General features: G+C 71.1%; 24 protein-coding genes and 1 pseudogene. 13 read left to right on the forward strand and 12 right to left on the reverse strand.

The window, feature by feature from the left end:
* Nucleotides 1–135 precede the first annotated feature (135 nt).
* From NQU54_RS15160 to NQU54_RS15195, 8 genes are all read left to right on the forward strand, one after another.
* Nucleotides 136–969, forward strand: coding sequence for a TrmH family RNA methyltransferase (locus tag NQU54_RS15160; protein WP_257631512.1), 834 nt, complete (start codon nt 136–138; stop codon nt 967–969).
* Between the two features lie 44 nt (nt 970–1,013).
* Nucleotides 1,014–2,207, forward strand: coding sequence for a sensor histidine kinase (locus tag NQU54_RS15165; RefSeq protein ID WP_257631513.1), 1,194 nt, complete (start codon nt 1,014–1,016; stop codon nt 2,205–2,207).
* Between the two features lie 221 nt (nt 2,208–2,428).
* Nucleotides 2,429–3,550, forward strand: coding sequence for a phenylalanine--tRNA ligase subunit alpha (gene pheS / locus NQU54_RS15170; protein WP_257631514.1), 1,122 nt, complete (start codon nt 2,429–2,431; stop codon nt 3,548–3,550).
* A complete protein-coding gene (gene pheT, locus NQU54_RS15175) occupies nt 3,550–6,075 on the forward strand; it encodes a phenylalanine--tRNA ligase subunit beta (protein WP_257631515.1) in 2,526 nt (841 codons plus the stop codon). Before pheS ends, pheT begins: the two co-directional genes overlap by 1 nt.
* A gap of 827 nt (nt 6,076–6,902) precedes the next feature.
* A complete protein-coding gene (locus NQU54_RS15180; protein WP_257631516.1) occupies nt 6,903–7,820 on the forward strand; it encodes an N-acetylmuramoyl-L-alanine amidase in 918 nt (305 codons plus the stop codon).
* Nucleotides 7,821–7,844: 24 nt separating this feature from the next.
* Nucleotides 7,845–8,096: a hypothetical protein gene (locus NQU54_RS15185; protein ID WP_257631517.1), complete on the forward strand. Its 252-nt coding sequence runs from the start codon at nt 7,845–7,847 to the stop codon at nt 8,094–8,096.
* Nucleotides 8,097–8,130: 34 nt separating this feature from the next.
* On the forward strand, nt 8,131–8,397 hold the full coding sequence (locus tag NQU54_RS15190) for a hypothetical protein (protein ID WP_257631518.1): 267 nt from the start codon (nt 8,131–8,133) through the stop codon (nt 8,395–8,397).
* Entirely contained in the window at nt 8,394–9,107 is a 714-nt protein-coding gene (locus NQU54_RS15195) for a collagen-like domain-containing protein (RefSeq protein ID WP_257631519.1), read from the forward strand. The genes NQU54_RS15190 and NQU54_RS15195 overlap by 4 nt, the downstream gene beginning before the upstream one ends.
* Before the next feature lie 52 nt (nt 9,108–9,159).
* Here the strand turns inward: NQU54_RS15195 and NQU54_RS15200 are convergent, their stop codons facing one another.
* The 6 genes from NQU54_RS15200 to ku all read right to left on the reverse strand — a co-directional run bounded on the left by NQU54_RS15200 (nt 9,160) and on the right by ku (nt 13,097).
* Nucleotides 9,160–10,305: a tyrosine-type recombinase/integrase gene (locus tag NQU54_RS15200; protein WP_257631520.1), complete on the reverse strand. Its 1,146-nt coding sequence runs from the start codon at nt 10,303–10,305 to the stop codon at nt 9,160–9,162.
* Nucleotides 10,305–10,661 (reverse strand): hypothetical protein, encoded by a 357-nt coding sequence (locus tag NQU54_RS15205; protein WP_257631521.1) that lies wholly within the window; start codon nt 10,659–10,661, stop codon nt 10,305–10,307. The genes NQU54_RS15200 and NQU54_RS15205 overlap by 1 nt, the downstream gene beginning before the upstream one ends.
* An 11-nt stretch (nt 10,662–10,672) precedes the next feature.
* Nucleotides 10,673–11,002: a hypothetical protein gene (locus tag NQU54_RS15210; protein ID WP_257631522.1), complete on the reverse strand. Its 330-nt coding sequence runs from the start codon at nt 11,000–11,002 to the stop codon at nt 10,673–10,675.
* A 14-nt stretch (nt 11,003–11,016) separates the two neighbouring features.
* Entirely contained in the window at nt 11,017–11,280 is a 264-nt protein-coding gene (locus NQU54_RS15215; RefSeq protein WP_257631523.1) for a hypothetical protein, read from the reverse strand.
* Between the two features lie 684 nt (nt 11,281–11,964).
* Nucleotides 11,965–12,246, reverse strand: a complete 282-nt coding sequence (locus NQU54_RS15220) for a hypothetical protein (RefSeq protein ID WP_257631524.1) — start codon at nt 12,244–12,246, stop codon at nt 11,965–11,967.
* A gap of 77 nt (nt 12,247–12,323) precedes the next feature.
* Nucleotides 12,324–13,097, reverse strand: a complete 774-nt coding sequence (gene ku, locus NQU54_RS15225; RefSeq protein ID WP_257631525.1) for a non-homologous end joining protein Ku — start codon at nt 13,095–13,097, stop codon at nt 12,324–12,326.
* 76 nt (nt 13,098–13,173) lie between these two features.
* Between ku and NQU54_RS15230 the strand changes: the two genes are divergently transcribed.
* Complete coding sequence (locus NQU54_RS15230; RefSeq protein WP_257631526.1) at nt 13,174–13,644, forward strand: DUF6233 domain-containing protein; 471 nt, start codon at nt 13,174–13,176, stop codon at nt 13,642–13,644.
* Between the two features lie 393 nt (nt 13,645–14,037).
* On the opposite strand, the gene NQU54_RS15235 is transcribed toward NQU54_RS15230, so the two are convergent.
* A complete protein-coding gene (locus NQU54_RS15235; protein ID WP_257631527.1) occupies nt 14,038–14,301 on the reverse strand; it encodes a winged helix-turn-helix domain-containing protein in 264 nt (87 codons plus the stop codon).
* 158 nt (nt 14,302–14,459) lie between these two features.
* Here NQU54_RS15235 and NQU54_RS15240 point away from each other — a divergent pair, with 158 nt between their 5' ends.
* The gene (locus NQU54_RS15240) at nt 14,460–14,867 is read left to right on the forward strand and encodes a hypothetical protein (protein ID WP_257631528.1); all 408 of its coding nucleotides are present in this window, start codon (nt 14,460–14,462) and stop codon (nt 14,865–14,867) included.
* Between the two features lie 82 nt (nt 14,868–14,949).
* Here the strand turns inward: NQU54_RS15240 and NQU54_RS50090 are convergent, their stop codons facing one another.
* On the reverse strand, nt 14,950–15,561 hold the full coding sequence (locus NQU54_RS50090) for a GntR family transcriptional regulator (RefSeq protein WP_372505887.1): 612 nt from the start codon (nt 15,559–15,561) through the stop codon (nt 14,950–14,952).
* A 254-nt stretch (nt 15,562–15,815) separates the two neighbouring features.
* On the opposite strand from NQU54_RS50090, the gene NQU54_RS15245 reads away from it, so the two are divergent.
* Together NQU54_RS15245 and NQU54_RS15250 are read left to right on the forward strand one after the other, a co-directional pair.
* A complete protein-coding gene (locus NQU54_RS15245) occupies nt 15,816–16,052 on the forward strand; it encodes a hypothetical protein (protein ID WP_257631529.1) in 237 nt (78 codons plus the stop codon).
* Nucleotides 16,053–16,280: 228 nt separating this feature from the next.
* Nucleotides 16,281–16,433 (forward strand): annotated as a pseudogene (locus NQU54_RS15250) (peptidase C39 family protein); the annotation flags it as partial.
* A 95-nt stretch (nt 16,434–16,528) separates the two neighbouring features.
* Here the strand turns inward: NQU54_RS15250 and NQU54_RS15255 are convergent.
* Together NQU54_RS15255 and NQU54_RS15260 are read right to left on the reverse strand one after the other, a co-directional pair.
* Nucleotides 16,529–17,161, reverse strand: a complete 633-nt coding sequence (locus NQU54_RS15255; protein ID WP_257631530.1) for an HhH-GDP family DNA glycosylase — start codon at nt 17,159–17,161, stop codon at nt 16,529–16,531.
* Nucleotides 17,162–17,224: 63 nt separating this feature from the next.
* Nucleotides 17,225–18,943: a PucR family transcriptional regulator gene (locus NQU54_RS15260; protein ID WP_257631531.1), complete on the reverse strand. Its 1,719-nt coding sequence runs from the start codon at nt 18,941–18,943 to the stop codon at nt 17,225–17,227.
* Between the two features lie 743 nt (nt 18,944–19,686).
* Between NQU54_RS15260 and NQU54_RS15265 the strand changes: the two genes are divergently transcribed.
* Entirely contained in the window at nt 19,687–21,918 is a 2,232-nt protein-coding gene (locus tag NQU54_RS15265; protein WP_257631532.1) for a putative bifunctional diguanylate cyclase/phosphodiesterase, read from the forward strand.
* Nucleotides 21,919–22,036: 118 nt separating this feature from the next.
* Here the strand turns inward: NQU54_RS15265 and NQU54_RS15270 are convergent, their stop codons facing one another.
* Nucleotides 22,037–22,393, reverse strand: coding sequence for a DUF779 domain-containing protein (locus NQU54_RS15270; RefSeq protein WP_079153532.1), 357 nt, complete (start codon nt 22,391–22,393; stop codon nt 22,037–22,039).
* A gap of 183 nt (nt 22,394–22,576) precedes the next feature.
* Nucleotides 22,577–24,100: an aldehyde dehydrogenase gene (adh, locus tag NQU54_RS15275; protein WP_257631533.1), complete on the reverse strand. Its 1,524-nt coding sequence runs from the start codon at nt 24,098–24,100 to the stop codon at nt 22,577–22,579.
* Between the last annotated feature and the right edge of the window lie 89 nt (nt 24,101–24,189).

Raw genomic sequence — 24,189 nt, forward strand, 5'->3', positions numbered from 1 at the left:
GGCGCGGGCCTGCCCCGGCGCTGGCCCGCTCCTTCGGGGGGCCGGGGGCTCGCCCCCGGATTCGGGAAGGGGCGGGGTGGGGAAAACCCCCGGCCCGCCGCACCACCGTCGCCCACGACCAGGAATCGAGAACCCATGGCCGCTCCCGAGCTGACCTCGCTCAAATCGCCGCGCGTCACCACCGCACGACGGCTGGGCAAGCGCAGCTTCCGCGGTAAGGAGCGGCGGTTCATCGTCGAGGGGCCGCAGGCCGTACGGGAGGCCATAGCGCACCTCGTGGAGGTGTACGTCACCCCCGAGGCCGCCGACCGCCACGCGGACATCCTCGCCGCCGCCCGCGCCGCGCACCTCCCCGTCCTCACCGCGTCCGACGAGGTCATCGCGGAGATGTCGGATACCGTCACCCCCCAGGGCATCGTCGGGCTGTGCCGCTTCCTGGACTCGCCGTTCGAGGAGATCCTGCGCGCCCGGCCGAGGCTCGTCGCCGTCCTCGCCAACGTCCGCGACCCCGGCAACGCCGGGACCGTGCTGCGGTGCGCCGACGCCGCCGGGGCGGACGCGGTCGTGCTGACGGACGCGTCCGTGGACCTCTACAACCCCAAGGCCGTACGCGCCTCCGTCGGCTCCCTGTTCCATCTGCCCGTCGCCGTCGGGGTGGACGTCGAACACGCGGTGAGCGGGTTGCGGGAGGCCGGGGCGCGGGTGCTGGCCGCGGACGGGGCGGGGGAGCGGGACCTGGACTCCGAGCTGGACGACGGGCTGCTGGGCGGACCCACCGCCTGGATCTTCGGCAATGAGGCATGGGGCCTGCCGGAGGCTACCCGCGCACTCGCGGACGAGGTGGTGCGCGTTCCGATTCACGGCAGGGCCGAGAGCCTCAACCTCGCGACGGCCGCCGCCGTGTGCCTCTACGCCTCCGCTCGTGCGCAGCGCGCTCCCGCAGGGTGCCGCTCCGTCACATCGACCTAGTAGGGTTGCCCCACTCTGGGAGGGGACCGAGAGGGGGTGTGGGGATGGACGTCAGGACCTCCGGCGCCAGGGCGGCCGATGCCCATGCGCCCGGAGCGGAGCCGCCCGGCGGGGAGCGTGACCACCCGTCCACCGGGGCGGGGCCCGGTGTGCCGGGCGGTGCGCCGGACGGGCTCGGGCCGCATCCCGACGAGCTGCCCGACGGCCTGGTGGTGGCCGATGAGACCGGCCTGGTCACCTGCTTCAACGCGGCGGCGGCCCGGATCACCGCCACCGACCCGGCGGACGCGATCGGCAGCCGGCTCGAGGTCGCCCTGCCGTTAGAGGACCTGGACGGCCGGCGCTGGTGGGCGCTGACCGATCCCTATGGAGGGCTGGCCATCCGGGCCGGTCAGCCCGAGCGGAATCTGCTGCTGCCGGGCGGGCGCGAGGTGCTGGTCTCGGCCCGCTATGTGCGTGAGCGGCCGACCGGTCCGGTGCGCCGGGTGGTGGTCTGTCTGCGCGGCACCGAGGCCCGCCGCCGCACCGAGCGCAGCCATGCCGAGCTGATCGCGACCGTCGCCCATGAGCTGCGTTCGCCGCTGACGTCCGTGAAGGGGTTCACCGCCACGCTGCTGGCCAAGTGGGAGCGGTTCACCGACGACCAGAAGCGGCTGATGCTGGAGACCGTCGACGCCGACGCCAACCGGGTCACCCGGCTGATCGCCGAGCTGCTGGACATCTCCCGGATCGACTCCGGCCGGCTGGAGGTGCGCCGGCAGCCGGTCGACCTCGCCGCCGCCGTCCGCCGCCATGTGCAGGCGCTCACCGCGGCCGGGCACACCGCCGAGCGGTTCCTGATCAGGGTCAGGGGGCCACTGCCCAGGCTATGGGCCGATCCGGACAAGATCGATCAGGTGCTGGGCAATCTGCTGGAAAACGCGGTGCGCCACGGCGAGGGAACGGTCACCATTGATATCGCGCCCGCACCGGCCAAGCCGGTCGCGGACGGCCCCACTGTCGAAAGGACCGCCGTCACCGTGAGCGACGAGGGCCCCGGTATCCCGGAGGAGTCGATGAGCCGCGTCTTCACCCGCTTCTGGCGGGGCAGCAAGCGCGGCGGCACCGGCCTGGGGCTCTATATCGTCAAGGGCATCGTCGAGGCGCACGGCGGGACGATCACCGTCGACCGGGCCCGCGGCGGCGGCGCGGAGTTCCGATTTATCCTGCCCGTGGGCACCCCGGCCTATCTGGCCTGATCCACCCGCGGGCTTCTCCAGCACGGGGCGGACCCGCGTGCGGCGCCCGCCGCACGGCGTCCCCCGGAACAGCACCCCTCGCGCGCCCCTTAGACTCGGGCTTTGGCACCTTTGGCGTCCCCTGCATGGGGCGCAGCGGTCGCAGCCGGTCGAGCCGGGGTCGCGCAGCCGGGGGGCACCTCCCAGCGGTAGCTGGGGGACAAACGGAAGCACGGGAAGAGATGTCGGCACCCAATAAGTCGTACGACCCTGTCGAGGTCGAGGCACTGAAACCGGAAGAGATCGCCCGCAGGCGGGACGAGGCGCTCGCCGCCATCGCCGCCGCAGGCGACCTCGAGGCGCTGCGCGAGGTGAAGGTCGCCCACAGCGGCGACCGCTCGCCGCTCGCGCTGGCCAACCGTGAGATCGGCGCCCTGCCGCCGCATGCCAAGGCGGACGCGGGCAAGCGCGTCGGCCAGGCCCGCGGCCAGGTCAACCAGGCGCTGAAGGCCCGGCAGGAGGAGCTGGAGGCGGAGCGCGACGCCCGGGTGCTGGTCGAGGAGGCGGTGGATGTCACCCTGCCGTACGACCGCACCCCGTCCGGCGCCCGCCACCCGATCACCACGCTCTCCGAGCGCATCGAGGACGTCTTCGTCGCGATGGGCTACGAGGTCGCCGAGGGCCCCGAGGCGGAGGCCGAGTGGTTCAACTTCGACGCGCTCAACTTCCCGCCCGACCACCCCGCCCGCGAGATGCAGGACACCTTCTTCGTGCGGGGCGAGAAGGACGGTGAGCCGTCCGGTGTGGTGCTGCGCACCCACACCTCGCCGGTGCAGATCCGGTCGATGATCGACCGTGAGCCGCCCATCTATGTGATCTGCCCGGGCCGCACCTTCCGCACCGATGAGCTGGACGCCACCCACACCCCCGTCTTCCACCAGGTCGAGCTGCTCGCCATCGACGAGGGTCTGACCATGGCCGACCTCAAGGGCACGCTCGATCACATGGTGCGGGCGCTGTTCGGCGAGGGCATGTCCACCCGGCTGCGGCCGAACTTCTTCCCGTTCACCGAGCCGTCCGCCGAGATGGACATGTTGTGCTACGTGTGCCGTGGCGAGTCCGTGGGCAACCCGGACCGGCCCTGCCGCACCTGCTCCAGCGAGGGCTGGATCGAGCTGGGCGGCTGCGGAATGGTCAACCCGCGGGTGCTCATCGCCTGCGGTGTCGACCCGGAGAAGTACAGCGGGTTCGCCTTCGGCTTCGGCATCGAGCGGATGCTGATGTTCCGGCACAACGTGGAAGACATGCGAGACATGGTCGAGGGTGATGTGCGCTTCACCAGGCCCTTCGGGATGGAGATCTGATGCGGGTCCCGCTTTCTTGGCTGCGGGAGTACGTCGACCTGCCCGCCGGTGAGACCGGCCGTGACGTACAGGCCAAACTCGTCGCGGCCGGACTCGAGGTCGAGACGGTCGAGCAGCTCGGCGCCGGCCTCAAGGGCCCCCTGGTCGTCGGGCAGGTGCTGGCCATCGAGGAGCTGGAGGGGTTCAAGAAGCCCATCCGCTACTGCCAGGTGGATGTCGGGCAGGCCAACGGCAGTGGTGAGCCGCAGAACATCGTCTGCGGTGCCCGCAACTTCGCGGTCGGCGACAAGGTCGTGGTCGTGCTGCCCGGCGCCGAGCTGCCCGGCGGCTTCGCGATCGCCGCGCGCAAGACGTACGGCAAGGTCTCCGAGGGCATGATCTGCTCCGCCAGCGAGCTGGGCATGTCCGACGACCACGACGGCATCATCGTGCTGCCGCCGGAGCATGAGACCGGCACCGACGCCATCGAGCTGCTGGAGCTGGTCGACGAGGTCCTCGACATCGCCGTCACCCCGGACCGGGGCTACTGCCTGTCGATGCGCGGCATCGCCCGCGAGACCGCGATCGCCTACGAGCTGCCGCTGCGCGACCCGGCCCTCCTCGACGTGCCCGCGCCCAACAGCCACGGCTACCCGGTCAAGGTCGCCGACCCGGTCGGCTGCGACCGCTTCACCGCCCGCACCGTCACCGGGCTCGACCCCGAGGCGCACTCCCCGATCTGGCTCCAGCGCCGGCTCCAGAAGGCCGGGATGCGCCCGGTCTCGCTCGCCGTCGACATCACCAACTACGTGATGCTCGAAATCGGCCAGCCGCTGCACGCCTACGACCGCTCCCGGGTCAACGGGGCGATCGGGGTGCGCCGCGCGGAGCCGGGCGAGAAGCTCACCACCCTCGACGGCACCCAGCGCGTCCTGGACGCCGAGGACCTCGTCATCACCGACGAGAGCGGGCCCATCGGCCTCGCCGGGGTCATGGGCGGCGCCAACACCGAGATCGCGGATGTCTCCGCCGACCCCGGGTCCGGCCAGGTGGCCGGCACCACCGAGGTCGTCATCGAGGCCGCCCACTTCGCCCCCGTCCCGGTCGCCCGCACCGCCCGCCGCCACAAGCTGTCCTCCGAGGCGTCCCGGCGGTTCGAGCGCGGTGTCGACCCCGAGGCCGGCTCGGCGGCGGCGCAGCGCACCGTCGACCTGCTGGTGCTGCTCGCGGGCGGCACCGCGGAGGTGGGCGTCACCGAGATCATCGCGCCCAGCGCCCCGCACACCATCACGGTGCCCGCCGACCACCCGGACAAGGTCGCGGGGGTGTCCTACGGCCGTGAGATCGTGGTGCGCCGGCTCCAGCAGATCGGCTGCGATGTCTACGGGGCCGACGACCTCACCGTCACCGTCCCCAGCTGGCGGCCCGACCTCACCGACCCCAACGACCTGGCCGAGGAGGTCATCCGGCTCGAGGGGTACGAGAACCTCCCCTCGACGCTGCCCCGGCCGCCCGCCGGGCGTGGGCTGACGGAGCGTCAGCGGCTGCACCGCCGGGTCGGCCGGGCGCTGGCCGGGGCCGGATATGTCGAGGCGCTGAACTACCCGTTCATCGGCGAGGAGGTCCTCGACCAGTTCGGGCTGGCCGCCGACGACCCGCGGCGCGATCTGGTCCGGCTGGTCAACCCGCTGTCGGACGCCGAGCCCGCGCTCCGTACGACGCTGCTGCCCGGACTGCTCGGGGCGCTGCGCCGCAACGACGGGCGCGGTGAGCATGACCTCGCGCTCTTCGAGACGGGCCTGGTCTTCCGCGCCACCGGCGACGAGCCGGCCGCGGCCATCCTCCCCGTCGACCGCCGTCCCACCGACGAGCAGATCGCCGGGCTCGACGCCGCGCTGCCGCACCAGCCGCGCCGCGCCGCCGTCGTCCTCGCCGGCGACCGCGAACAGGCCGGCTGGTGGGGCAAGGGCACCCCGGTGAGCTGGGCCGACGTCATCGAGGCGGGCCGGATCGTGGCCCGCGAGGCGGGCGCCGAGCTGATCGTCCGCCAGGACCAGCAGGACCCCTGGCACCCGGGCCGCTGCGCCGCGCTGCTCGCCGTCGTCGACGGCCAGGAGATCCTCGTCGGCAACGCCGGGGAGCTGCACCCGCGCGTCACCAAGGCCCTGGGCCTGCCCGAACGCACCTGCGCGATGGAGATCGAGCTCGACCGCCTGGAGCAGGCCGGCACCGGCCGGGTGGAGGCCCCCCACGTCTCCGCCTTCCCGGTGGCCACCCAGGACGTCGCCCTGGTCGTGGACGCGTCGGTGCCCACGGCCGAGGTCGAGTCGGCGCTCCGCGAGGGTGCGGGCGAACTGCTCGAATCCCTCCGCCTGTTCGACGTCTTCACCGGTGAGCAGCTCGGTGAGGGCCGGAAGTCGCTGGCCTACGCGCTGCGCTTCCGCGCCCCGGACCGAACGCTGACCGCCGAGGAGATCGCGACATCCCGCGACGCCGCGGTCTCGGCAGCCGCCACCCGCACCGGCGCCACCCTCCGCGGAGCCTGACACCAACCGGCTCCCACCACCGCAACACACGGGGCGCCCCCACTCCGGGGGCGCCCCATCGCCGCCTCCACGCACCACACCGCGCCTCGCCGTACCCCGGGCGGCGGTGGGGTGTTCGCCGGTCTGCACAGGCCGCTCCGCATCACCGCATGCGGCTCCAGCATGGCGGTCTCCGCGCTTCGGCGTGCTGGGGGCCACCTGGGGTGGCGGCCCCACACGCCTCGCCATCTCCGGACCGGCGCCGAGCAGTGCGCGGTTGGGCCGGTGCTCGCTTGGCCGTGTTGGGGGCGGCCCGGAGGCGGCGTGTCCACGCGCCTCGCCGTATTCGGATCGTGCCCGGGTCCGGGTCCGCCGACGTCGAGTTGGAGCGGGTGCTGGACGCCGCGCTGTGGGCGGTGCTTCGTCGTACTCGGGGCCGTTCAGCGGGCGCTCGGCCGGCCAGTGGGTGCGCGTGCGACAGGCGCATCGGGAACCAGAAGTCCCCGAGGCCAGCCGCATCGCGCGCCGCCGAGATACGCGTCGCGCGGGTGGCTGCCGCCGCGGTGGCGGCGGCTTGGCGTGCAACGGCCGCCTTGCGGGCGGGGCTTTGGGGGGTTCCGGCCCCCCCCCGCCCCCCCCACCCCCCCCCCCCGCCCCCGGCAAAAAACCCCCATCCGTCCCCGCCCCGGGGGGGGGTGTGGGGGGGGGGGGGCGTGCCCCCGCGAGGCCATGCCCCGCCACAGGGTCGGACCGTGACCCTCCGCCAGAATACCTCTATGCCTTGGATTCGTAGGAAAAAGTAGTGCAACAGTCTACGATTCGAAGGAGACGTCTTTAGGGAGACCCGCATGGCCACACCACTCACCGCCGCAGCCTTCCTCGCCGCACTCCGAGCCGAGGGCGTGCGCGTGCAGGAGCACAACAACTGGCGCACCCACAACCGCAACTCCAAGGGCCCGTGGGGGCCGGTGCACGGCGTGATGATCCACCACACCGTCACGAAGGGAACATCGGACACCGTCAAGATCGTGCGAGACGGGTACTCCGCACTACCCGGACCTCTCTGCCACGGCATGATCGCCAAGGACGGCGTCGTGCACCTCGTCGGCTACGGACGCGCCAACCACGCCGGACTCGGCGACCCGGACGTCCTTGCCGCCGTCATCGCCGAGCGTCGCCCGCCCGCCGACAACGAGGCCACAGTGGACGGCAACCGCGCCTTCTACGGCTTCGAATGCGAGAACCTCGGCGACGGACACGACCCCTGGCCCGACGCCCAGATCGACGCCATCGTCCGCGTCATCACCGCCATCTGCCGGAAGCACGGCTGGGGCGCCCGGTCCGCGCTACGCCACCTCGACTGGCAGCCCGGCAAAGTCGACCCGCGCGGCCCCGGGATGGACTGGGACACGGTCCTCGCCGCGGTCGCGAAGCGACTCGGCAGCAAGCCCCCGACCACACCGCTGCCCACCCCGGCCAAGCCGAAGGTCGACCTGTCGCAGCTCATCGCCGCAGCCAAGTCGAACCCGAAGGCGTCCGGCCAGCCCGTCACCTACACGGGCGTGAAGACCGTCGAGGCAGCCCTGGTCGACGAAGGACTCCTCTCGAAGACCTACTCCGACGGCCACTACGGCACCACCACCGTCGCCTCCTACGCCGCCTGGCAGAGGAAGTGCGGCTACACCGGCAAGGACGCCGACGGCATCCCCGGCCGCTCCCCCCTCGAACGCCTCGGCTCCAAGCACGGCTTCACCGTCACCGCCTAACCATCACCAGATAAGGAACCCGCCATGTCGAACCTCACCACCCTCGGCAAGACCGCCCAGACCTACACCAAGGACCTGGGCGAGCGCGTCGTGTGGACCTTCCTCACCGCCTCCGCAGGCGTCGCCCTCGCCTCCGGACCCGCCGACATGTTCCACCTGAGCTTCTGGCAGGGCGTCGGAACCGCCGGCATAGCCGCCGCGGGCAGCCTCCTCAAGGGGCTCGCCGCCCGCATCGTCGGCGACAAGAACAGCGCCTCGACCGCCCCCGGCGTCTGATCCTGCCTACGTTGCGCGACCCGGAGGGCGCCTCATGGACGCCGCCATGGTCACGGCGATAGCCGCACTGGCTGCCTCGCCCGTGGCCGCGGTGGCCGCCATGTACGGCACCAAGGGCGCGAACCGGGCAGCCCGGGAGGGCGGAGTCATCGGCGGCTACAACAACCTCACGGACCAACTCCAGGAGGAGCGCAAGGAACTGCGCGCCGACCTGGCAGCCGCACGTGCCGAACTCGCGGCCGAGCGAGCCGAAGTCGCGCGGCTCAAAGCCGTGGTGGCCCAGCTCGGGGGGCAACTATGACCCGCGCCGAGCGCATGCTGTACCGCCGCCGACACCTCCTGTGGATTGCCTCCGCCTTGCTGTTCCTCGGCGGCGCGATCGCGCTCGCATTCCTGCGGATCGAACACGAGTCGAACCGGGGCGATCAGCTCGCCACCGAGGCGGACCTGCGCGGCACCGCCGTCAGCACCCTCGCCACCGACGTGCGGCAACTGCGGGCACAGCTCAAGGCCGAAGGCAAGACGCCGGTCGCACCCGACCCGACGAAAGCCGTGGAAGACCTCCCGGACCGGGCCGAGGTGCCGGTACCAATCCCCGGCCCGAAGGGCGACAAGGGCAACCCGGGCAACCCTGGCCGCAATGGAAGAGACGGAAGCGACGGCAAGGCGGGCGAGCCTGGCCAGGACGGTTCCGCCGGCACCCCCGGCAAGGATGGAGCCCCTGGAGCCGACGGCCAGGACGGGGCGCCAGGCGAGAAGGGCGACAAGGGCGATCCGGGAGAGAAAGGGGATCCCGGCGAACGCGGCCCAGTCGGCCCCGCCGGCCCGACTTGCCCCGACGGGTACAGCCCCCAGGCGCCGAGCTACGACCCCGACGCCCTTGTGTGCCGCAAGGACGGGGCGCCCCAGCCGGAGCCGACCCCCAGCCAGGGCCGCTTGCTGCTGGGCTGGATCCTCAGAGACGAGAGAGGAGCTGATGGTGGTCCTCGCACGCTGACCGGTCTACCCTGACACGACGCCGCCCCGCCTGCTTTCCTCAGGCGGGGCGGCGTGCTGCGCGGAGTTAGGCGCCCTGCCGGAACTTCGGTGTAATGTCCGCGAACACGGCCTCGGCCGCGTCCACATGCGCGGCGTTCCGCTGCCCCTTGTTGCGGCGGTCCCAGTAGCCGACGGTCGTGGCGGGGTTGTCGTGGTCGGCGAACGCTTGTACCTCGGCCAGGTCGACGTGAGCGTCGAGCATGTGCGTGATGCGGCTGGCTCGCAGGACATGAGGAGTGAGCTTCCGGCAGACCTTGCACTTGGCGAACGAGTGCTTCTCTGGGCCGTCGACGTTCCCGCAAGTGAGGACGCGCGCCCTGCGCCCCAACCGGGTGAGGAGTCGGGCCACGTCGTGCCGGTCGAGTCGGTTCCCCTCCGAGTCGAGGAGTAGTGGTCCCTCGGAGCGACCCGTGGTGTGGGCGTCGAGCATCTCAGCGACGGACAGGGGGAGCGGGAGGATGCGCTCCTTGTGCTCCTTCCTCGTCACGTCGAGATACGAGCGGCGCCCGCGCTCGATCCGGTCGGTGACGTTGGCGGCGCACATCTCGGAGACCCGTCCGGCGAGCGCGTACAGGAGCGAGACGACGAGGAGGTCGAACTCGTTGTCCGCTTGGGTAGCGACGGCCTGGATCTCCTCGACTTCCAGGACCGGGGTGGACGTGGACGTGTTGGCCTTGTCGACCTTCGGCCGGTCGTCCTGGGTGACGGGGTTCTTCGGCAGGTCGATCTTTTCGGCGGCGTAGGTGTGGAGCGAGGACAGTGCGTTGAGGTACCGGGCGATGGTGGTGCGGGCGATGCCCTCGCCTTCCTTGTCGAGTCGCCAGGTTCGGATCTGGTCGGCGGTGAAGCAGCCAAGGAAGAACCGTTCGTGGCCGATCTCTTGAGCGTAGGCGGCCCAGACGCGGCGGATGTCGTCGACGTAGGTTCGCTTGGTTGTGATGGCTCCGCGGCGGGTGGAGGTGAGCCAGTCGAGGATCATCACGAACGTCTCGGGTGTGACGGCTTCCGCGAGGAGTTCGGCGCGCGGCTTGTAGGTGCGCTCCTGTCCGTGGCGAGCGACCTGGACGACGCCAAGGTCGTCGGTGAGCTTCTTCCAGACCCGATCGAACAGGTCCGAGCCGGGCAGCGCGATCGACTGCCCGGCTCGCTGGGTGGGGAGACCGTCGGTCATCAGTGCTTGACCTGGCCGCTCAGTAGATCCGTCAACAGGGCCAGACCCCCATTCGGGGAGCGCCACTGCTCACGACCGGTTGCCCGCTCCCGTTGAACGGGCTGCCAGCCGAGGATCAGCAGCTCGGCCTTCTGTCGGGCGCGGGTGAGCACCGAGCCGAGAGTCAGGCTCAGCTCGTAGTCCTGGCGGGGCTGGCCACTACCGTCGTCTCCGTGGAGGAACCAGCCGTAGCCGGTGCGGCCCGAGTCGTCGGGGCGGGTGCCGTGCTGCCACAGGTGGTAGATCTCGCCATCATGACGGGTGCTGTGGATCGTGTCGCTGTTGCTGGTCCAGGTGAGGTGGGGCTTCCAGGGCATGTGTGGTTCTCCTAGCGGGCGTTGGTCGTGTAGTGCAGGTCGCAGCGGGTCAGCACGGACGTGTCCGCGCGGAGCTTGAAGTCGGTGGGCTCGCCGGTGTCGAGGTAGCGGGCTTCTCCGATCAGCAGTCCCGCGCTCTCCTTGTTCATGTGGGGAGAGATGTGATCCGGGACGTCCTCGCGACGGGGGGCCTCGGCGAGAACGACCGGGCGCAGGGGGCGTTCGTCGGGCAGCGCGAATACGGCGCCGACCCTCAGGCTTCCGAGGTGGCAGGTGGTCCACTGCTCGCGATCGGTCCATCTCCTGCGGGCGACGAGTCCCGCTATCTCGGTGAGGTGCACGGCGGACTCTTCTCTCAGATTCCGTAGTGGGTGCGGTATTCGGTGATGAGCCCGACGCCGATCTTGGTGATGGCGGTAGGGCGGTGCTGGCCAGCCTGGGCGCGGCGCAGGTATGCGGCGCGGATCTGGGAAAGCACCCGGTCTGAGGTCATGCGGTGCATGACGGTTTCCAGGTCGTGTTCGTCGACGCCCTTGTTGGCGATCGCCTGGGCAGTGGTGGCCGCGATGTACGCGACGACATCGGTCGTGGTGTTGAGGTGAACCGTCTTCGCGCTCATCGCTTACTCCCGGGGTCTACTCCTTGGCGATGACACCAGTGTCCTCCTATCTTGCTGACACTGTCAACAGGTTTCGTGCGGCAATGCGTTGACCGGCGCATCGGGAAACCGGGATGATGCCTGCATGACCACACCTGCACGCACGGGCGGCCTCACAGAGATTGGCGAACTCCTGGGTGTAAGCCGTCAGCGCGCCTTCACTCTGGCCAAACGGGCAGACTTCCCGGCGCCGATCGCCGCTAGCCGGGCTGGCCGCGTGTGGGATCTTGATCAGGTGGAGGAATGGGGGAAGACCTGGGACCGCCACAACAAGGGCGGGCGCCCTCGGCGGTCAGGGCGGGGCCCAAAGGAGATCAACTCATAGCGCTTAAGGGAACGTTATGCGCTACGTCGCCCCGGACGATCGCGGTCCGACCCCTTCCCCGGCCAGCCGATCCGGGTTCATCCTGTGGGGGCGCGGGCGCTTGCCCCCAGGCGGTGCCCCCTCATGCGCCCTGCCCCTCACGGGGCGGGGCGCGTTCGTCCCTCCCGGCCTCCCCACGGGAGGGCCGACAGGTGTCAGCGCCGCGTGCCACACTGGATCCACGGCAGGACGCGCACGCCGGAGCCGCTTGACGGTCAAGGTTCACCGAATCCGCGGAGACGCCCCCTGCTTCGGCAGGGGGCGTCGTGCTGTCGGCGGCCCTATGCGCCTACCACGTCCCGCTTCCGTGCCCCGTCTGCGTGTGCCTTCCCCATGAGCGAGCCCTCTTCCTGCTCGTAGTGAGACAGGGCCAGACCGAGACCGAAGAAGGTGGGAGCCCACTCACCCACGAAGATGCCCCACCGGTCGGCGCGGTCGAGGCCCCTGCCGGGCTCGGCGCGGAGCGAGGCGGCCCAGGTGAGGACGGACAGGCCGATGGAGGCGACAGCAGCGGTGTAGGCGTGCTCCGAGCGCAGGCCGATATCGTGCAGCTTCTTGATCACGACGATGCTCCTTCGGGAGATTCCCCCCTCAGGTCCACCCTCGTGTGCCCAGGTTCCGGCGAGTGACGCAGTTCAGCTCAGGTGTCCTCGCCGCGCGCTCGCTTGGCGGCGCGCACGGATTCCTCCAGGGCGGCCATGAGGTCGATGGCGGGCGCCGGCTCGGGCGTCACGGTGAGCTCGCCCCCGGAAGCTTTGGCGTCCACGAGGCTGTTGAGCGCCGCCGTGAACTCGTCATGCAGCTGGTCGATGTCGACTCCGGCGAGCGCATCCATGAGCACCTCGGCCATGGCGAGCTCCCGGTCGGTGAGCGGTGCGGGGGAGGAGAGATCGCCGGGGTCGCGCAGTTCCTCGGGCCACAGCAACGTCTGTAGGAGGAGCATGCCGTGCCGCGGTCGGAGAGCGGCGAGGCGCTCGCGGCTGCGGATGGCGACTTTGCAGATAGCGAGGCGGCCGCTGCGGGAGAGGGCTTCGACCATGAGCGCGTAGGGCCGCTGGGCGCCGGCACCGGAAGCCCCGATCCAGTAGGGACGGGAGTAGAGGATCGGGTCGACCTCTTCGGTGCCGACGAAGCCGAGCACTTCGATGACGTGCTTGGTGGGCAGCGGCAGGGCTTCAAAGTCGGCGTCGCGGAGGATGACCTGTCGGCCGTCGGGGGCTTCCCAGGCTCGGGCGATATCGGTCTGCTGGACTTCGATGCCTTCGAGTTCGCAGACGCGCCGGTGGCGGATGCGTCCTCCGCAGGCGGCATGCACGGTGTGGAGCCCTGGGCCGTGCTCCTCCGTAGCGGTGAAGAGCTGACAGGGCAGCGCCACCATTCCGAAGCTGATTGTGCCGCTCCAGATCGCCCTCATGCGTCGACGGTAGGGCCGTGTGGCGGGGTGTGCCCCTGGTCAGCCCCCATCCGGGTATTCGAACTAGAATCGAACGGTGAGTGTGGAGGAGTGGCGCGCGAAGGCCGGGCCGTGGGCGCGGGCGACCATGCCGGACGGCCAGGAGCTGGACGTCATCCTCACCCAGTGGACCCGCACCCCAGACGGCGCCTGGTGGGCGGAGTGCGAGGCGATCCTCCCGGCCCGCTACCAGCACCCCGACGGCCGCACCAAGGTCACCGGGGCACCCACCCCGATCAGCGTCCCGAGCGGCCAGATCACCCCGATCCCCGGCGAGGACTACAGCGGCGTGCCCGTCGATGGGGCGATCGCCGGGCGGCAGTGGGTGATCGAGAAGCTTCACCAGTACACCGAGGACGATCCCGCCCGCCGCCTGCACCGCCGCGACTGCTGGCAGGCCCGCGACTCCCACGAGCGCATCACCACCGAGGATGCCGTGGAGCGGCTCGCCCGCAAGGTCGTCGTGCGGTGCGACGTGTGCCGACCCGATAAGGCCCTCCGCCGCTGACCGCCGTGCCACACTGGTTCTGGCCCCCGCCGCATCCCCCGTCGGCGGGGGCCGCTTCGCGCCCCGGCGTTGTCGGCGCCCCTCGTACCATGGGGTCATCTATCCGATTTCCTGCGTGGGCTGCGCAGCTACTCGGAGCACCGCCCCGTCGAACCGGCGGGGCGGCGGCACGTCAAGCCGTCTCCGGTAGCCCGCCCCGCTGGGCTGAGGCCCACGCCACCACCAGCCGCGCATACTCCGCCCGCTCAGCATCAAACAGTGGCCGACCAGCCCGCTCCTCCATGAACCGCCGGATCGCCTCATTCGCCGCAGCAGCAGGCGCGAGAGGCGGGGGAGCAGGGGTCTCGGGCATGCGAACAAGACTACGACCCGTCTGTGACAACGGCCCCCGATTCAGGCGTCCGGCTTGGGCTCCGAGATGAACGTGCCCTTCGCGGGCAGGGTGGTCACCAGCCCCCGCTCCCGCAGCTCCTGCACGGCTCGCCGTATCGACGCGATCGACACCCCATACTCCTGCGCCAGATCCCGCTCACCAGCCAGACGCGCCCCCGGCTGCAACCGACCCGCCCGGATCTGCCACGCCACATGGTCCGCGACCTGCATGTACACGTAGGCAGCCGCAGCCGGATCCACCACCGGTTCGCGATCTTCGCTCATGTCAGCAACGTAAAGCGGCCCCCAGCAGGGCACATCTCCAGAGGGCGGTGCACCGCACTGCACCGCTACGCACCGCACTGCATAGCGGTACGATGCTTGACCCCCGCAACCGTGCGACCGGCCCGGGGGCATGGACCACCTGGAGAGAGCAGGCAGACATGACGGAGCCTACGGCCCGGCCACGCCACAACAGCAGCCCCCGAATCGAAGCCCTCGCCGCCACCCTGACCGCAATCACGGGGAATGAGCCGCGGGTCAGCGCGGACGGGCTATGCACCCGGATCGAGTCCGACCTGCCCGCCCAGCTCACCAACCGGCAGGGGCGCATGCTGTACTTCGCCCTCGCCGACACCGACCACTGCGGCATCGACCCAGGCGGCTACGTATGGGCCGAATTCAATGATCTCCCCGACCTGGACCGGCTCGGCCCCGATCAGCGCGCCGGCCGCGCATGCGCCCTCTGCGGGGCCACGCTCTACACATGCCGCTTCCTCGGCGCCGCCCAGGGCGTGCAACTGTGGGCGTGCAGCCCGATCTGCCCGACCACACCTCTGGCCAGGGGTTAGGCAGGCTGTCACCAATTCACTCGGGGTGTGAATATGCCGTGGTTCACTCAACCCCAGAACGGTTCAAGCGCCACACCGGGTCCTACACCCGCACGCGCCACCGATCAACGGGGAGGACCAAATCAGCTACCTCAACGGGGAGACCATCCGCGGCATACCGAACACGCTGAAGCATCCAGGCGGCAGCACCAGCAGCAAGACCCGTCAATTCGGCCTCCGCGGCAGTGATCTGATGCGCCACGATCTCACACCGGTACGAGGCATGCCCCCTGCGCCGACTGCGCCGCCATGTCGTACACAGCCCCACCGTGACACCGCACTCGTCAACCAACTCCACCGATTGGCGGGTGACCCGCGTCCGTGGCGGCACTCCGAGACGGGCGGCGAGGTCTCCGTCTGCGAGCGGTCGACTGTCGGCCCGTTTCGCATCCCGCCCCACGGGCCAGTCGACGTCGACGGAGACGAGGGTGCGCACAGCCGGAGGGTAGGCCACGTAGGGCCGGGCGCGGCGGACGCCCTCAAGGAGTCCTTCGCGTCGCAACTGCTGTATGGCGTGCTCGACTACGCCGCGGCCGACCCGGTACTCGGCCTGGAGTTGGGCGTGTGAGGGGATGCGGTAGCCGGGCGGCCAGTCGCCGTCCTGGATGAGGCTCCGGAGGTGGGCGGCGAGCCGCTGGTACGGCGCTCCACCCATTTAGCAGGCCCCCAGCAGCGGACGATCTTGAAGGCGTCACGCTACGGAGGGCTCGAAAATCTTCCGGCCGGAAGATAGCGTCGAATGATCGACGACTGAGACCTTGCGGAGCCTCCGTTGGCATCGCCGCAGGGGAAGGGCAGTGCACCCTAAAATCGCACACACGTTCACACGGTCGAGTGAAAAACAGGATGGTCGCAGCACTGCTGGGCAGGGGGAGAACCGTGATGCAGCTACGCCTCCAGGAGACAACCATGGACAGGGGAGAGATCCTCAGTCTCTACGCATGGGCCACCGGGACCTGCTTCCGGTGCGCCAAGACCGGCACCCCCACCATCCTGCTCGCCGAAATCACCCCACCCGCCGGCGACCACTACGAAGTCCGTGTCTGCGAGCGGTGCGTCCTTGAGCTTGAGGATGAGAGACGCCGCTACGCGGAGCGCACCGGCCGCGAATACAAGCCTGGACGACTGGGGCGGTGTGAGCCGTAGACATCGACACGAGGCGCCTGCCGGGTGCCTCATCTGGCCGTAGACGGCTTGGCTGGGGGCATCTCTGCTGGGGAGCCTGTGGGGAGAATTGCGGCCCAGGGGAGCACTTGGGGAGGCTCATGCGTCGCCACTCATCTCTAACTGTCTCCACTCGCCTCAAGGAATCCCAGCAGGTAGTGCCCTCAGAGGGCGCGCAGAGACAACAAACAGGCAGGTACCCGACCTTCACGGCGGCAGTGGGAGAACATCTGGCTGCGCACCAAGCGGTACGACGCCAACGGCAAGGTGGTCTCCGGCACCGGAGGCGTCTGCTACCTCTACTTCCCGGCCAAGCCGAGCGCCGCCCAGCGGCGGGTGCTGAAGGAGCTCGGTATCCGCTGAGACCGGGCGGGGACGGGCCCGGGGGCGCCCGGGTCTCCCCGGACGTCGGTGAGCGGACCCGAGGCCCCTGCCGGGCAGGTCCACATCTGAGCGCACTACGCGGCGGCGCGCACCTCCCGCGCGGCGTCCGCGTGGAGCGCGACGCGGACCAGGGCCGCGGCCAGCCGGGGCAGGTCCTCCTCGGCCACCAGCCCCGCCAGCGACCGTGCGCTCTTCGGCAGTCCGACGCGCTCGGCGCCCTCCAGCGCCTTGCGGTCGAAGTACGGGGCGAACTCCGGCCAGAGGCCCTGCGCCTCGCGCAGGAAGATGTTCACCCCGGCCGGCCCGATGCCGTTGATTCCTCGCAGCAGCTTCTTCGGGTCCCCGGCCTTCCGCATCCGCCGCAGATCGCCCCCGTACTCCCGGTTCACCAGCTCGGCCGCCTCCCCCAGCTGGGTGGCGGTCCGCTCGTCGTAGCGCCGGTAGCCGCCCTCGCCCAGCGCGTCGACCCGCCGCTGCCAGTCGGCCTCCGCCATCCGCCGCGGGTCGCGCATCCCGGCGTCGAAGAGGGCGCGGGCGGCGGCGACCGCGATATCGGACCTGATCCGCGCGGACAGCAGATGTGCGAGCACCAGCAGCTGGTAGAGCGGGCCGGGGGCGTCGCGGAGCTTGATCCCGGCCTCGGCGGCGAAGGTCGTGCCCTGCTGGTCGAGCAGAGTGCGCGCCACGCTCTCGTTCTTGTCGCTCATCGCCGATCCCGCCTCGTCGTATGGTGCCGTCGCGTCGGACACGGGTACCCGGCGACGGCTCGCTCATTCGGGGCCGCTCCGCATGATCTTCCAAATGCGGGTGGCGACCTGGAGGTTGAGCCTGCTGTCCACGTCCGCCAGATCGCTGCCGCCGATCTCGCGGATCCGCTGGAGCCGGTAGCGCAGGGTCGAGCGGTGGATCACCAGCGCCGCGGCCGTCTCGCTGTAGTTGCCGCCGCGGTCGAAGTACTGGGAGAGGGTCTCCACCAGGTCCGTGTGGTGCAGGGCGTCGTAGTCCAGCAGCGGGCCCAGCCACTCCCGGACGAACCGCTCGACCTCACAGTGGTCGTTCCCGGTGCGCAGGATCCGGTACAGCCCCAGGTCGTCGTAGAGCGTCATGCCGTTCGCGCTGTGCGACCAGCGGCGCACCTCCAGCGCCCGCAGCGCCTCCTGGTACGAGCGGGGCACCTCGTGCGGGGTGGCACAGCGGGCGCCCACCCCGATCGCCCCGCTGTCCGTGCCGAGCTCACGGCTCAGCGCCGGGTGCAGCGACCGCTCGCCCGGTGCGCCCTGGGCCACCAGGACCGCCGTGTCCGAGCGCAGGGCGGGCAGGATCCGCAGGCCGAGGCCGGTGGCCGCCCGGCTCACGGCCTTGAGGAAGACATCGTCGGCCGGCCGGTCCGTCCAGCGCACCACGATCACATGGTGCGGCCCGTGCAGATCGTGGCCGACCGCCTCCGCGCGGGCGTACGCACCGGCGTCGTCCGTGCCCGAGAGCAGATCGTCGACCAGCTCCCGCCGCAGCCGCAGCTCCACCTCGGCCAGCTCGCGCAGATGCGCCAGCTCCAGGCCCAGCGAGGTCGCGGCGTGGTCCAGCGCGCGCACGGCCCGCTCATCGGCCCGGCCGTCCGGGTCCACCAGGCAGAGCGCGCCCAGCACCTCACCGCGCGGATCGGCCACCGCCACCAGCCGGTCCCGCATCCGCATCGGGCGCGGCCGGCGGATGGCCTCCCGCAGCAGCTCCTCGCGGTGCGCCGGATCGGGTTTGGGATAGGGGTCCGGGCGGCCGGGGCCCGCCCAGGCCCTGAGGTTGCCGAACCGGTCCTCGGCGGCGGCCGCGAGCCCGGTGATCCGGTACAGCGTCCGGACGATCCCGTCCTCGCCGTCGCCGTGGGCGGCCGAGCGGGCGAGGGCGTCATGGACCTCGCGCAGCTGGCAGAGGTCGGTCAGCGAGGAGTCCAGCCGCCGCCGTATCGCCTCCCGCTCGTCCCGCGCCCGGCGCAGCTCCTGGGCCTGCACGCGCTCACGGCGGCGCGCGGCGTCCGCACGGCGGTGCGCGGCGGCGGCGGACAGCGCGGCGGCCGTCTGCCGTACGAGCAGGGAGAGCAACAGCCGCTCGTCCTCGCCCGGCCGGTCGCGGTAGCTCACCACCAGGGCGCCGTGCAGCCCGTCCGGCTCATCCGGCCCGCCCCGCTCGCGCAGCCCGAACGCCCAGCCCCAGGCCCGCCGGGGGAACCGCACCGGCCCGTCCCGTCCGGCCAGCTCCCTCACCTGCGCGTCCAGGGCCTCGGTGGCGCGCGGGCCGTCGTCCGGACAGCGGACCAGACCCTCGCCGAGCCGTAGGTATCCCGCCTCGGCGCGGCCCGCCCCGACCGCGCTGACCTGGGCCATCGCCCGGCGCAGTATTCCTGCCTCGTCCTGGCCGTCGACCCCGTCGAAGCTGGTGGACAGGGTCAGACAGCGACGCAGCAGCAGATCGTGGGCGACACCTGGTGGGGCCATTGGGTCACTCCGTGCGTCCTCATGTGTCCCGTGCGTCCTCACGCCTCCTCGCGGAGATCCACCCGGCGAGTACCCCATTCATGGTAATTCACCGCATGAGGGTGAAAATGGCGCACGGATTTCGATCCGCTGGGAGCAGTGGACGGCGGGACGGCCGGCCCCGCGGTGGCCGGTCCGCTTCCCGCCGGGCGGACCGGAGGGCGAGCGGGCGGGCCGGGAGGTCCGCGCCTGTGCCGCGACGCGCGCGGGGCGCCCGGACGCGCCGACGTGATGGATTTCCCAATTCGACTGCTCACACGCGGGGTTGGCGCCCCGCCAGAACGCGGCCTCCGAAGGGGGTTTCGAGGACCGGCTTTCACTGGCCCGCCCTCTGGAGGACCGAGGTCAACGCGGTGGTTGGGCCGCTGGCAGATGCCTGTGACAGATGCTCGTCGGCCCCCGGCGGCGCCCATCTTCATGATCGCATCCGGATTGAAGATTTCCGTTTTTCCTTTCCTCATCGAACGGTTGATCAGTAATCTCGCCTCAGCAGCGGGTTGCCGTGCCGCTCTTCGTCGTGCTCAACTTCCCCGAGGACGCGGACGACCCGAGGGCGGCCCCGGAAGCCGGAAGAGGGCGAAGGAAGTGCAGGACGTGGACTGGCAGCCGGAGGGCACCGACGCCACAGGCGAGGACGCGGCAGGCGAACGGGACACAGCTCATAGGGCCACAGCCCATCGCGGCCGCCCCGGGGAGCGCACGATATGACCTCCGAATCGGGCGGGCCGAGATGTGAACGCGGCGCCGGGGACGCCGCGGAACACCCCGCCCCCACGGACAGCGACCCGCTGAGGCGCTTCGCGGGCATCTGGTGCCGGGCCGTCCACCCGCTGGCGGCCACCACGATGACCCCCGAGGCGTTCGAGGACTATCTGCTGCCGTTGGCCCACCGGTTGAGTGCCGCCCTGCGCTCCTCCCCCTTCGACACCGAGGCCGCGTACGGCGTCGGGGCCGCGCTGGTGGACGCCCACTGCACCGAGCCCGAGGCGCTGCCCGCCATCCTGGGCGTCATCGACGCCCATCTGGTGTCCTGCTCGACGCCCGCCGCGCCCTCCCGCCGGCCGTCCGCCGAGCCGGGCCACGAGCCGCCGGCCGACGAGGAGGCGCGCGCCCGCTGTGTGCGGCTCCAGCACGCCCTCGCCGCCGGATTCGTCCGCGAGCTGCGCAAGCGCGAGCGCGATGAGCAGGCGGCCATCTCCCGGGCCGCGCTGGCCGCCCGGACCGAGGCCGAGAAGGCGCTGCACACGAGCGAGGCCAAGTTCCAGGCCGTCTTCGAGGGCGCGGTCATCGGCGTGGGCATCGCCGGACTCGACGGCGAGGTGCTCGTCGTCAACGACGCCATGGCCCGGATGTTCGGCGGGATGGACTTCTTCCGCCCCGGCCGCAACGTCACCGAGTTCGTCCACCCCGACGACGTACCCGGCGCCCATGAGCTCTACCGCGAGCTGGTCAGCGGCGAGCGCGACCACTTCCGCATCGAGAAGCCGCACTACCGCGACGACGGCAGCGAGCTGTGGACCAATCTGACGGTCACCCTGCTGCGCGACTCCAGCGGCGCCCCGCAGTACCAGCTCGCCCTCGCCGAGGACATCACCGAGCACCGGCGGCTACGGGAGCGGCTGCGCTACGAGGCCACCCACGACGAGCTGACCGGGCTGCCCAACCGCCCCCTGTTCCTGGAACGGCTGGACCAGGTGCTGGCCGCCGGCGACGACGCCGACCGGTTCGGCGTGTGCTACCTGGACCTGGACGGCTTCAAGGCCGTCAACGACAGCCTCGGGCACATCGTCGGCGACCGGATGCTCAAGGCCGTCGCGGAACGCCTCCAGGGCTGTGTGAACGCCCCCGCCGAGCTGATCGCCCGGGTCGGCGGCGATGAGTTCCTCGCCCTGGTCACCGGCCCCGCGGCGCAGGCCGACGGCGCCGCGCTGGCCCGCCGGATGCTCGCCGCGCTCGCCGAACCCGTCCGCGTCGAGGGCCGTGAGCTGCGGGTCCGGGCCAGCATCGGGGTGGTCGACGGCCGGGCCGGGGAGATCGGCCGGGCCGAGGTGCTGCGCAGCGCCGACATCACCATGTACCGGGCCAAGGCCGCGGGCGGCAATCGCTACGAGATCGCCGACGCCGACTCCAACGCCCGGGTGATCGCCCGCCACAGCCTCACCAACGGGCTGCCCTCCGCCCTGGAGAAGGGCGAGTTCTTCATCGAGTACCAGCCGCTGGTACGGCTCACCGACGGCACTGTGCGCGGTGCGGAGGCGCTCGTACGCTGGCTGCATCCGGTGCACGGAGTGCTCGGCCCCGACCAGTTCATCCCGCTCGCCGAGGACACCGGGCTGATCGTCCCGCTCGGCCGCTGGGTGCTGGAGCAGGCCGCCCGGCAGGCACGCGAGTGGCGCGACGCCGACGACGAGGGCGGCGAGCCGCTGCGCGTCAACGTCAATCTCTCGCCGTGCCAGCTGAGCCATCCCACGCTGGTCTCCGACACGGTGGCGGTCCTGGAGAACGCCGGGCTGTGCCCCAGCGCGCTGTGCCTGGAGGTCACCGAGAACGACCTCATCGGCGCCGACGAGAGCGCCCTGCGGCCCCTGCGGCAACTCGCCGACCTGGGCGTGGACATCGCCCTGGACGACTTCGGCACCGGCTACTCCAACCTGTCGTATCTGCGCCGGCTCCCGGTGAGCACCCTCAAACTGGACCGTTCCTTCACCCGGGGCATGCAGCGGGCCCCGGCCGACCCGGTCGACGTCAAGATCGTCGAGGGGATCGTCTCGCTCGCCCACACACTGGACCTCGCGGTGACGGTCGAGGGCGTGGAGACGGCCGTCCAGGCCGAGCATCTGCGCGGGCTGGGCTGTGACACCGGCCAGGGCTGGTACTACGCCCGCCCGGGCCCGCCCGAGCGGCTGCACACCCTGGCGCTGGCCGACGCGAGCTGAGGGCGACGCCGGGGGAGGGCGCGGGCAGATGGTTGTCCGCCGCCCTCGCACGCCCTTGGGGCGCCCCTCGCGCCCATGTGGCTGCCCCCTCGCGCCCATGCGGACGATGGGGCCGCGCTCAGCTCGCCGCGTCGTCCAGCAGCCGTGAGCGGATCAGGAACCGCACACCCTCCGGGGCCTCCAGGGAGAAGCCGCTGCCGCGGCCGGGCACCACATCCACCGTGAGATGCGTATGGGCCCATCGCTCGAACTGCGAGGCCGACATCCAGAAGCCCACCGGCTCCTCGACCCCGTCCACCTCCAGCTCCCCGAGCAGCACATCCGACCCGCCCGTACGGAACTCGCCGAGCGGATAGCACATCGGGGCGCTGCCGTCGCAGCAGCCGCCCGACTGGTGGAACATCAGCGGCCCGTGCTCCGCCCTCAGTTGGCGGATCAGCTCGGCCGCGGCCGGGGTCAGCGCGATACGGTCCATGGGCGATCCCTCTCCGGTCATCTCGCCGAGCGGTCAGGGGCCGGGCCCAGCGAACCTCCGGCCACGTTGCGAGAACGTTGCCCTCTCACCATGCCACCGGCAGCGCGCGCAGCCCATAGGCGACGAGCGCGCGAGAAGGGCGCATGCCGGGAAACGGCCCCGGTCATGCGCCCTTTTCGGGGTCTAGAAGAAGCCCAGCTTCTTCGGGGAGTACGACACCAGGAGATTCTTCGTCTGCTGGTAGTGGTCCAGCATCATCTTGTGGGTCTCGCGGCCGATCCCGGACTGCTTGTAGCCGCCGAAGGCGGCATGCGCCGGGTAGGCGTGGTAGCAGTTGGTCCACACCCGGCCCGCCTGGATGGCGCGCCCGGCGCGGTACGCGGTCGAGCCGTCCCTGGTCCACACCCCCGCGCCCAGCCCGTAGAGCGTGTCGTTGGCGATCCCGATCGCGTCGTCGAAGTCGGAGAAGCGCGTCACCGCGACCACCGGGCCGAAGATCTCCTCCTGGAAGACCCGCATATGGTTGCCGCCCTCGAAGATCGTGGGCTCGACGTAGTAGCCGCCCTCCAGCTCACCGCCGAGTTCGGCGCGACTGCCGCCGGTGCGGACGCGGGCGCCCTCCTGCCGGCCGATGTCCAGGTAGGACAGGATCTTCTCGAGCTGGTCGTTGGACGCCTGGGCACCGATCATGGTGTCGGTGTCCAGCGGATGCCCTTGAGCGATCTTCTCCGTACGGGCCACGGCGGCGTCCATGAACGCCTCGTAGTGGCCGTCCTGGACCAGGGCCCGCGAGGGGCAGGTGCACACCTCGCCCTGGTTCAGGGCGAACATGGTGAACCCTTCGAGCGCCTTGTCCAGGAAGTCGTCGTCGGTGGCCGAGACGTCGTCGAAGAAGATGTTCGGGCTCTTGCCGCCGAGTTCCAGGGTGACCGGGATCAGGTTCTCGCTCGCGTACTGCATGATCAGCCGGCCGGTGGTGGTCTCCCCGGTGAAGGCGACCTTGGCCACCCGGGAGTTGGACGCCAGTGGCTTTCCGGCTTCCACGCCGAAGCCGTTGACGATGTTGACCACACCCGGCGGCAGCAGATCGGCCACCAGGCTCATCCACAGGTGGATCGAGGCGGGCGTCTGCTCGGCCGGCTTCAGCACCACCGCGTTGCCCGCGGCCAGCGCCGGGGCCAGCTTCCAGGTGGCCATCAGGATCGGGAAGTTCCACGGGATGATCTGGGCGACCACGCCGAGCGGCTCGTGGAAGTGGTACGCGACCGTGTCGTGGTCGATCTCGGAGAGGCTGCCCTCCTGGGCCCGGATCGCGCCCGCGAAGTAGCGGAAGTGGTCGATGGCCAGCGGGATGTCGGCGGCCAGGGTCTCCCGGACCGGTTTGCCGTTCTCCCAGCTCTCCGCGACCGCGAGGGCCTCCAGGTTCTGCTCCATCCGATCGGCGATCTTCAGGAGCACCGAGGCGCGCTCCGCGGGCGCCGTACGGCCCCAGGCGGGTGCGGCGGCGTGGGCGGCGTCCAGGGCCCGCTCGACGTCCTCGGCGGTGCCCCGGGCGATCTCCGTGAACGGCTGTCCGTTGACGGGTGTCGGGTTCTCGAAATAGCGGCCCCGGGCCGGCGGTATGTACTCCCCGCCGATCCAGTGGTCATAGCGCGGCTGATAGCTGACGACCGAGCCCTCGGAGCCGGGGCTTGCGAAACGCGTCATGGGGCGGCCTCCCGTGGTGTACGCGTGGTGGGTCTCGTTGCCGGGACGCGGCTTGGCACATCCCGGCTCCGCCCGCGCCGACACGGGCG

It is taken from the genome of Streptomyces malaysiensis subsp. samsunensis (assembly GCF_024519315.1).
In the GTDB taxonomy this organism is placed as follows: domain Bacteria; phylum Actinomycetota; class Actinomycetes; order Streptomycetales; family Streptomycetaceae; genus Streptomyces; species Streptomyces malaysiensis.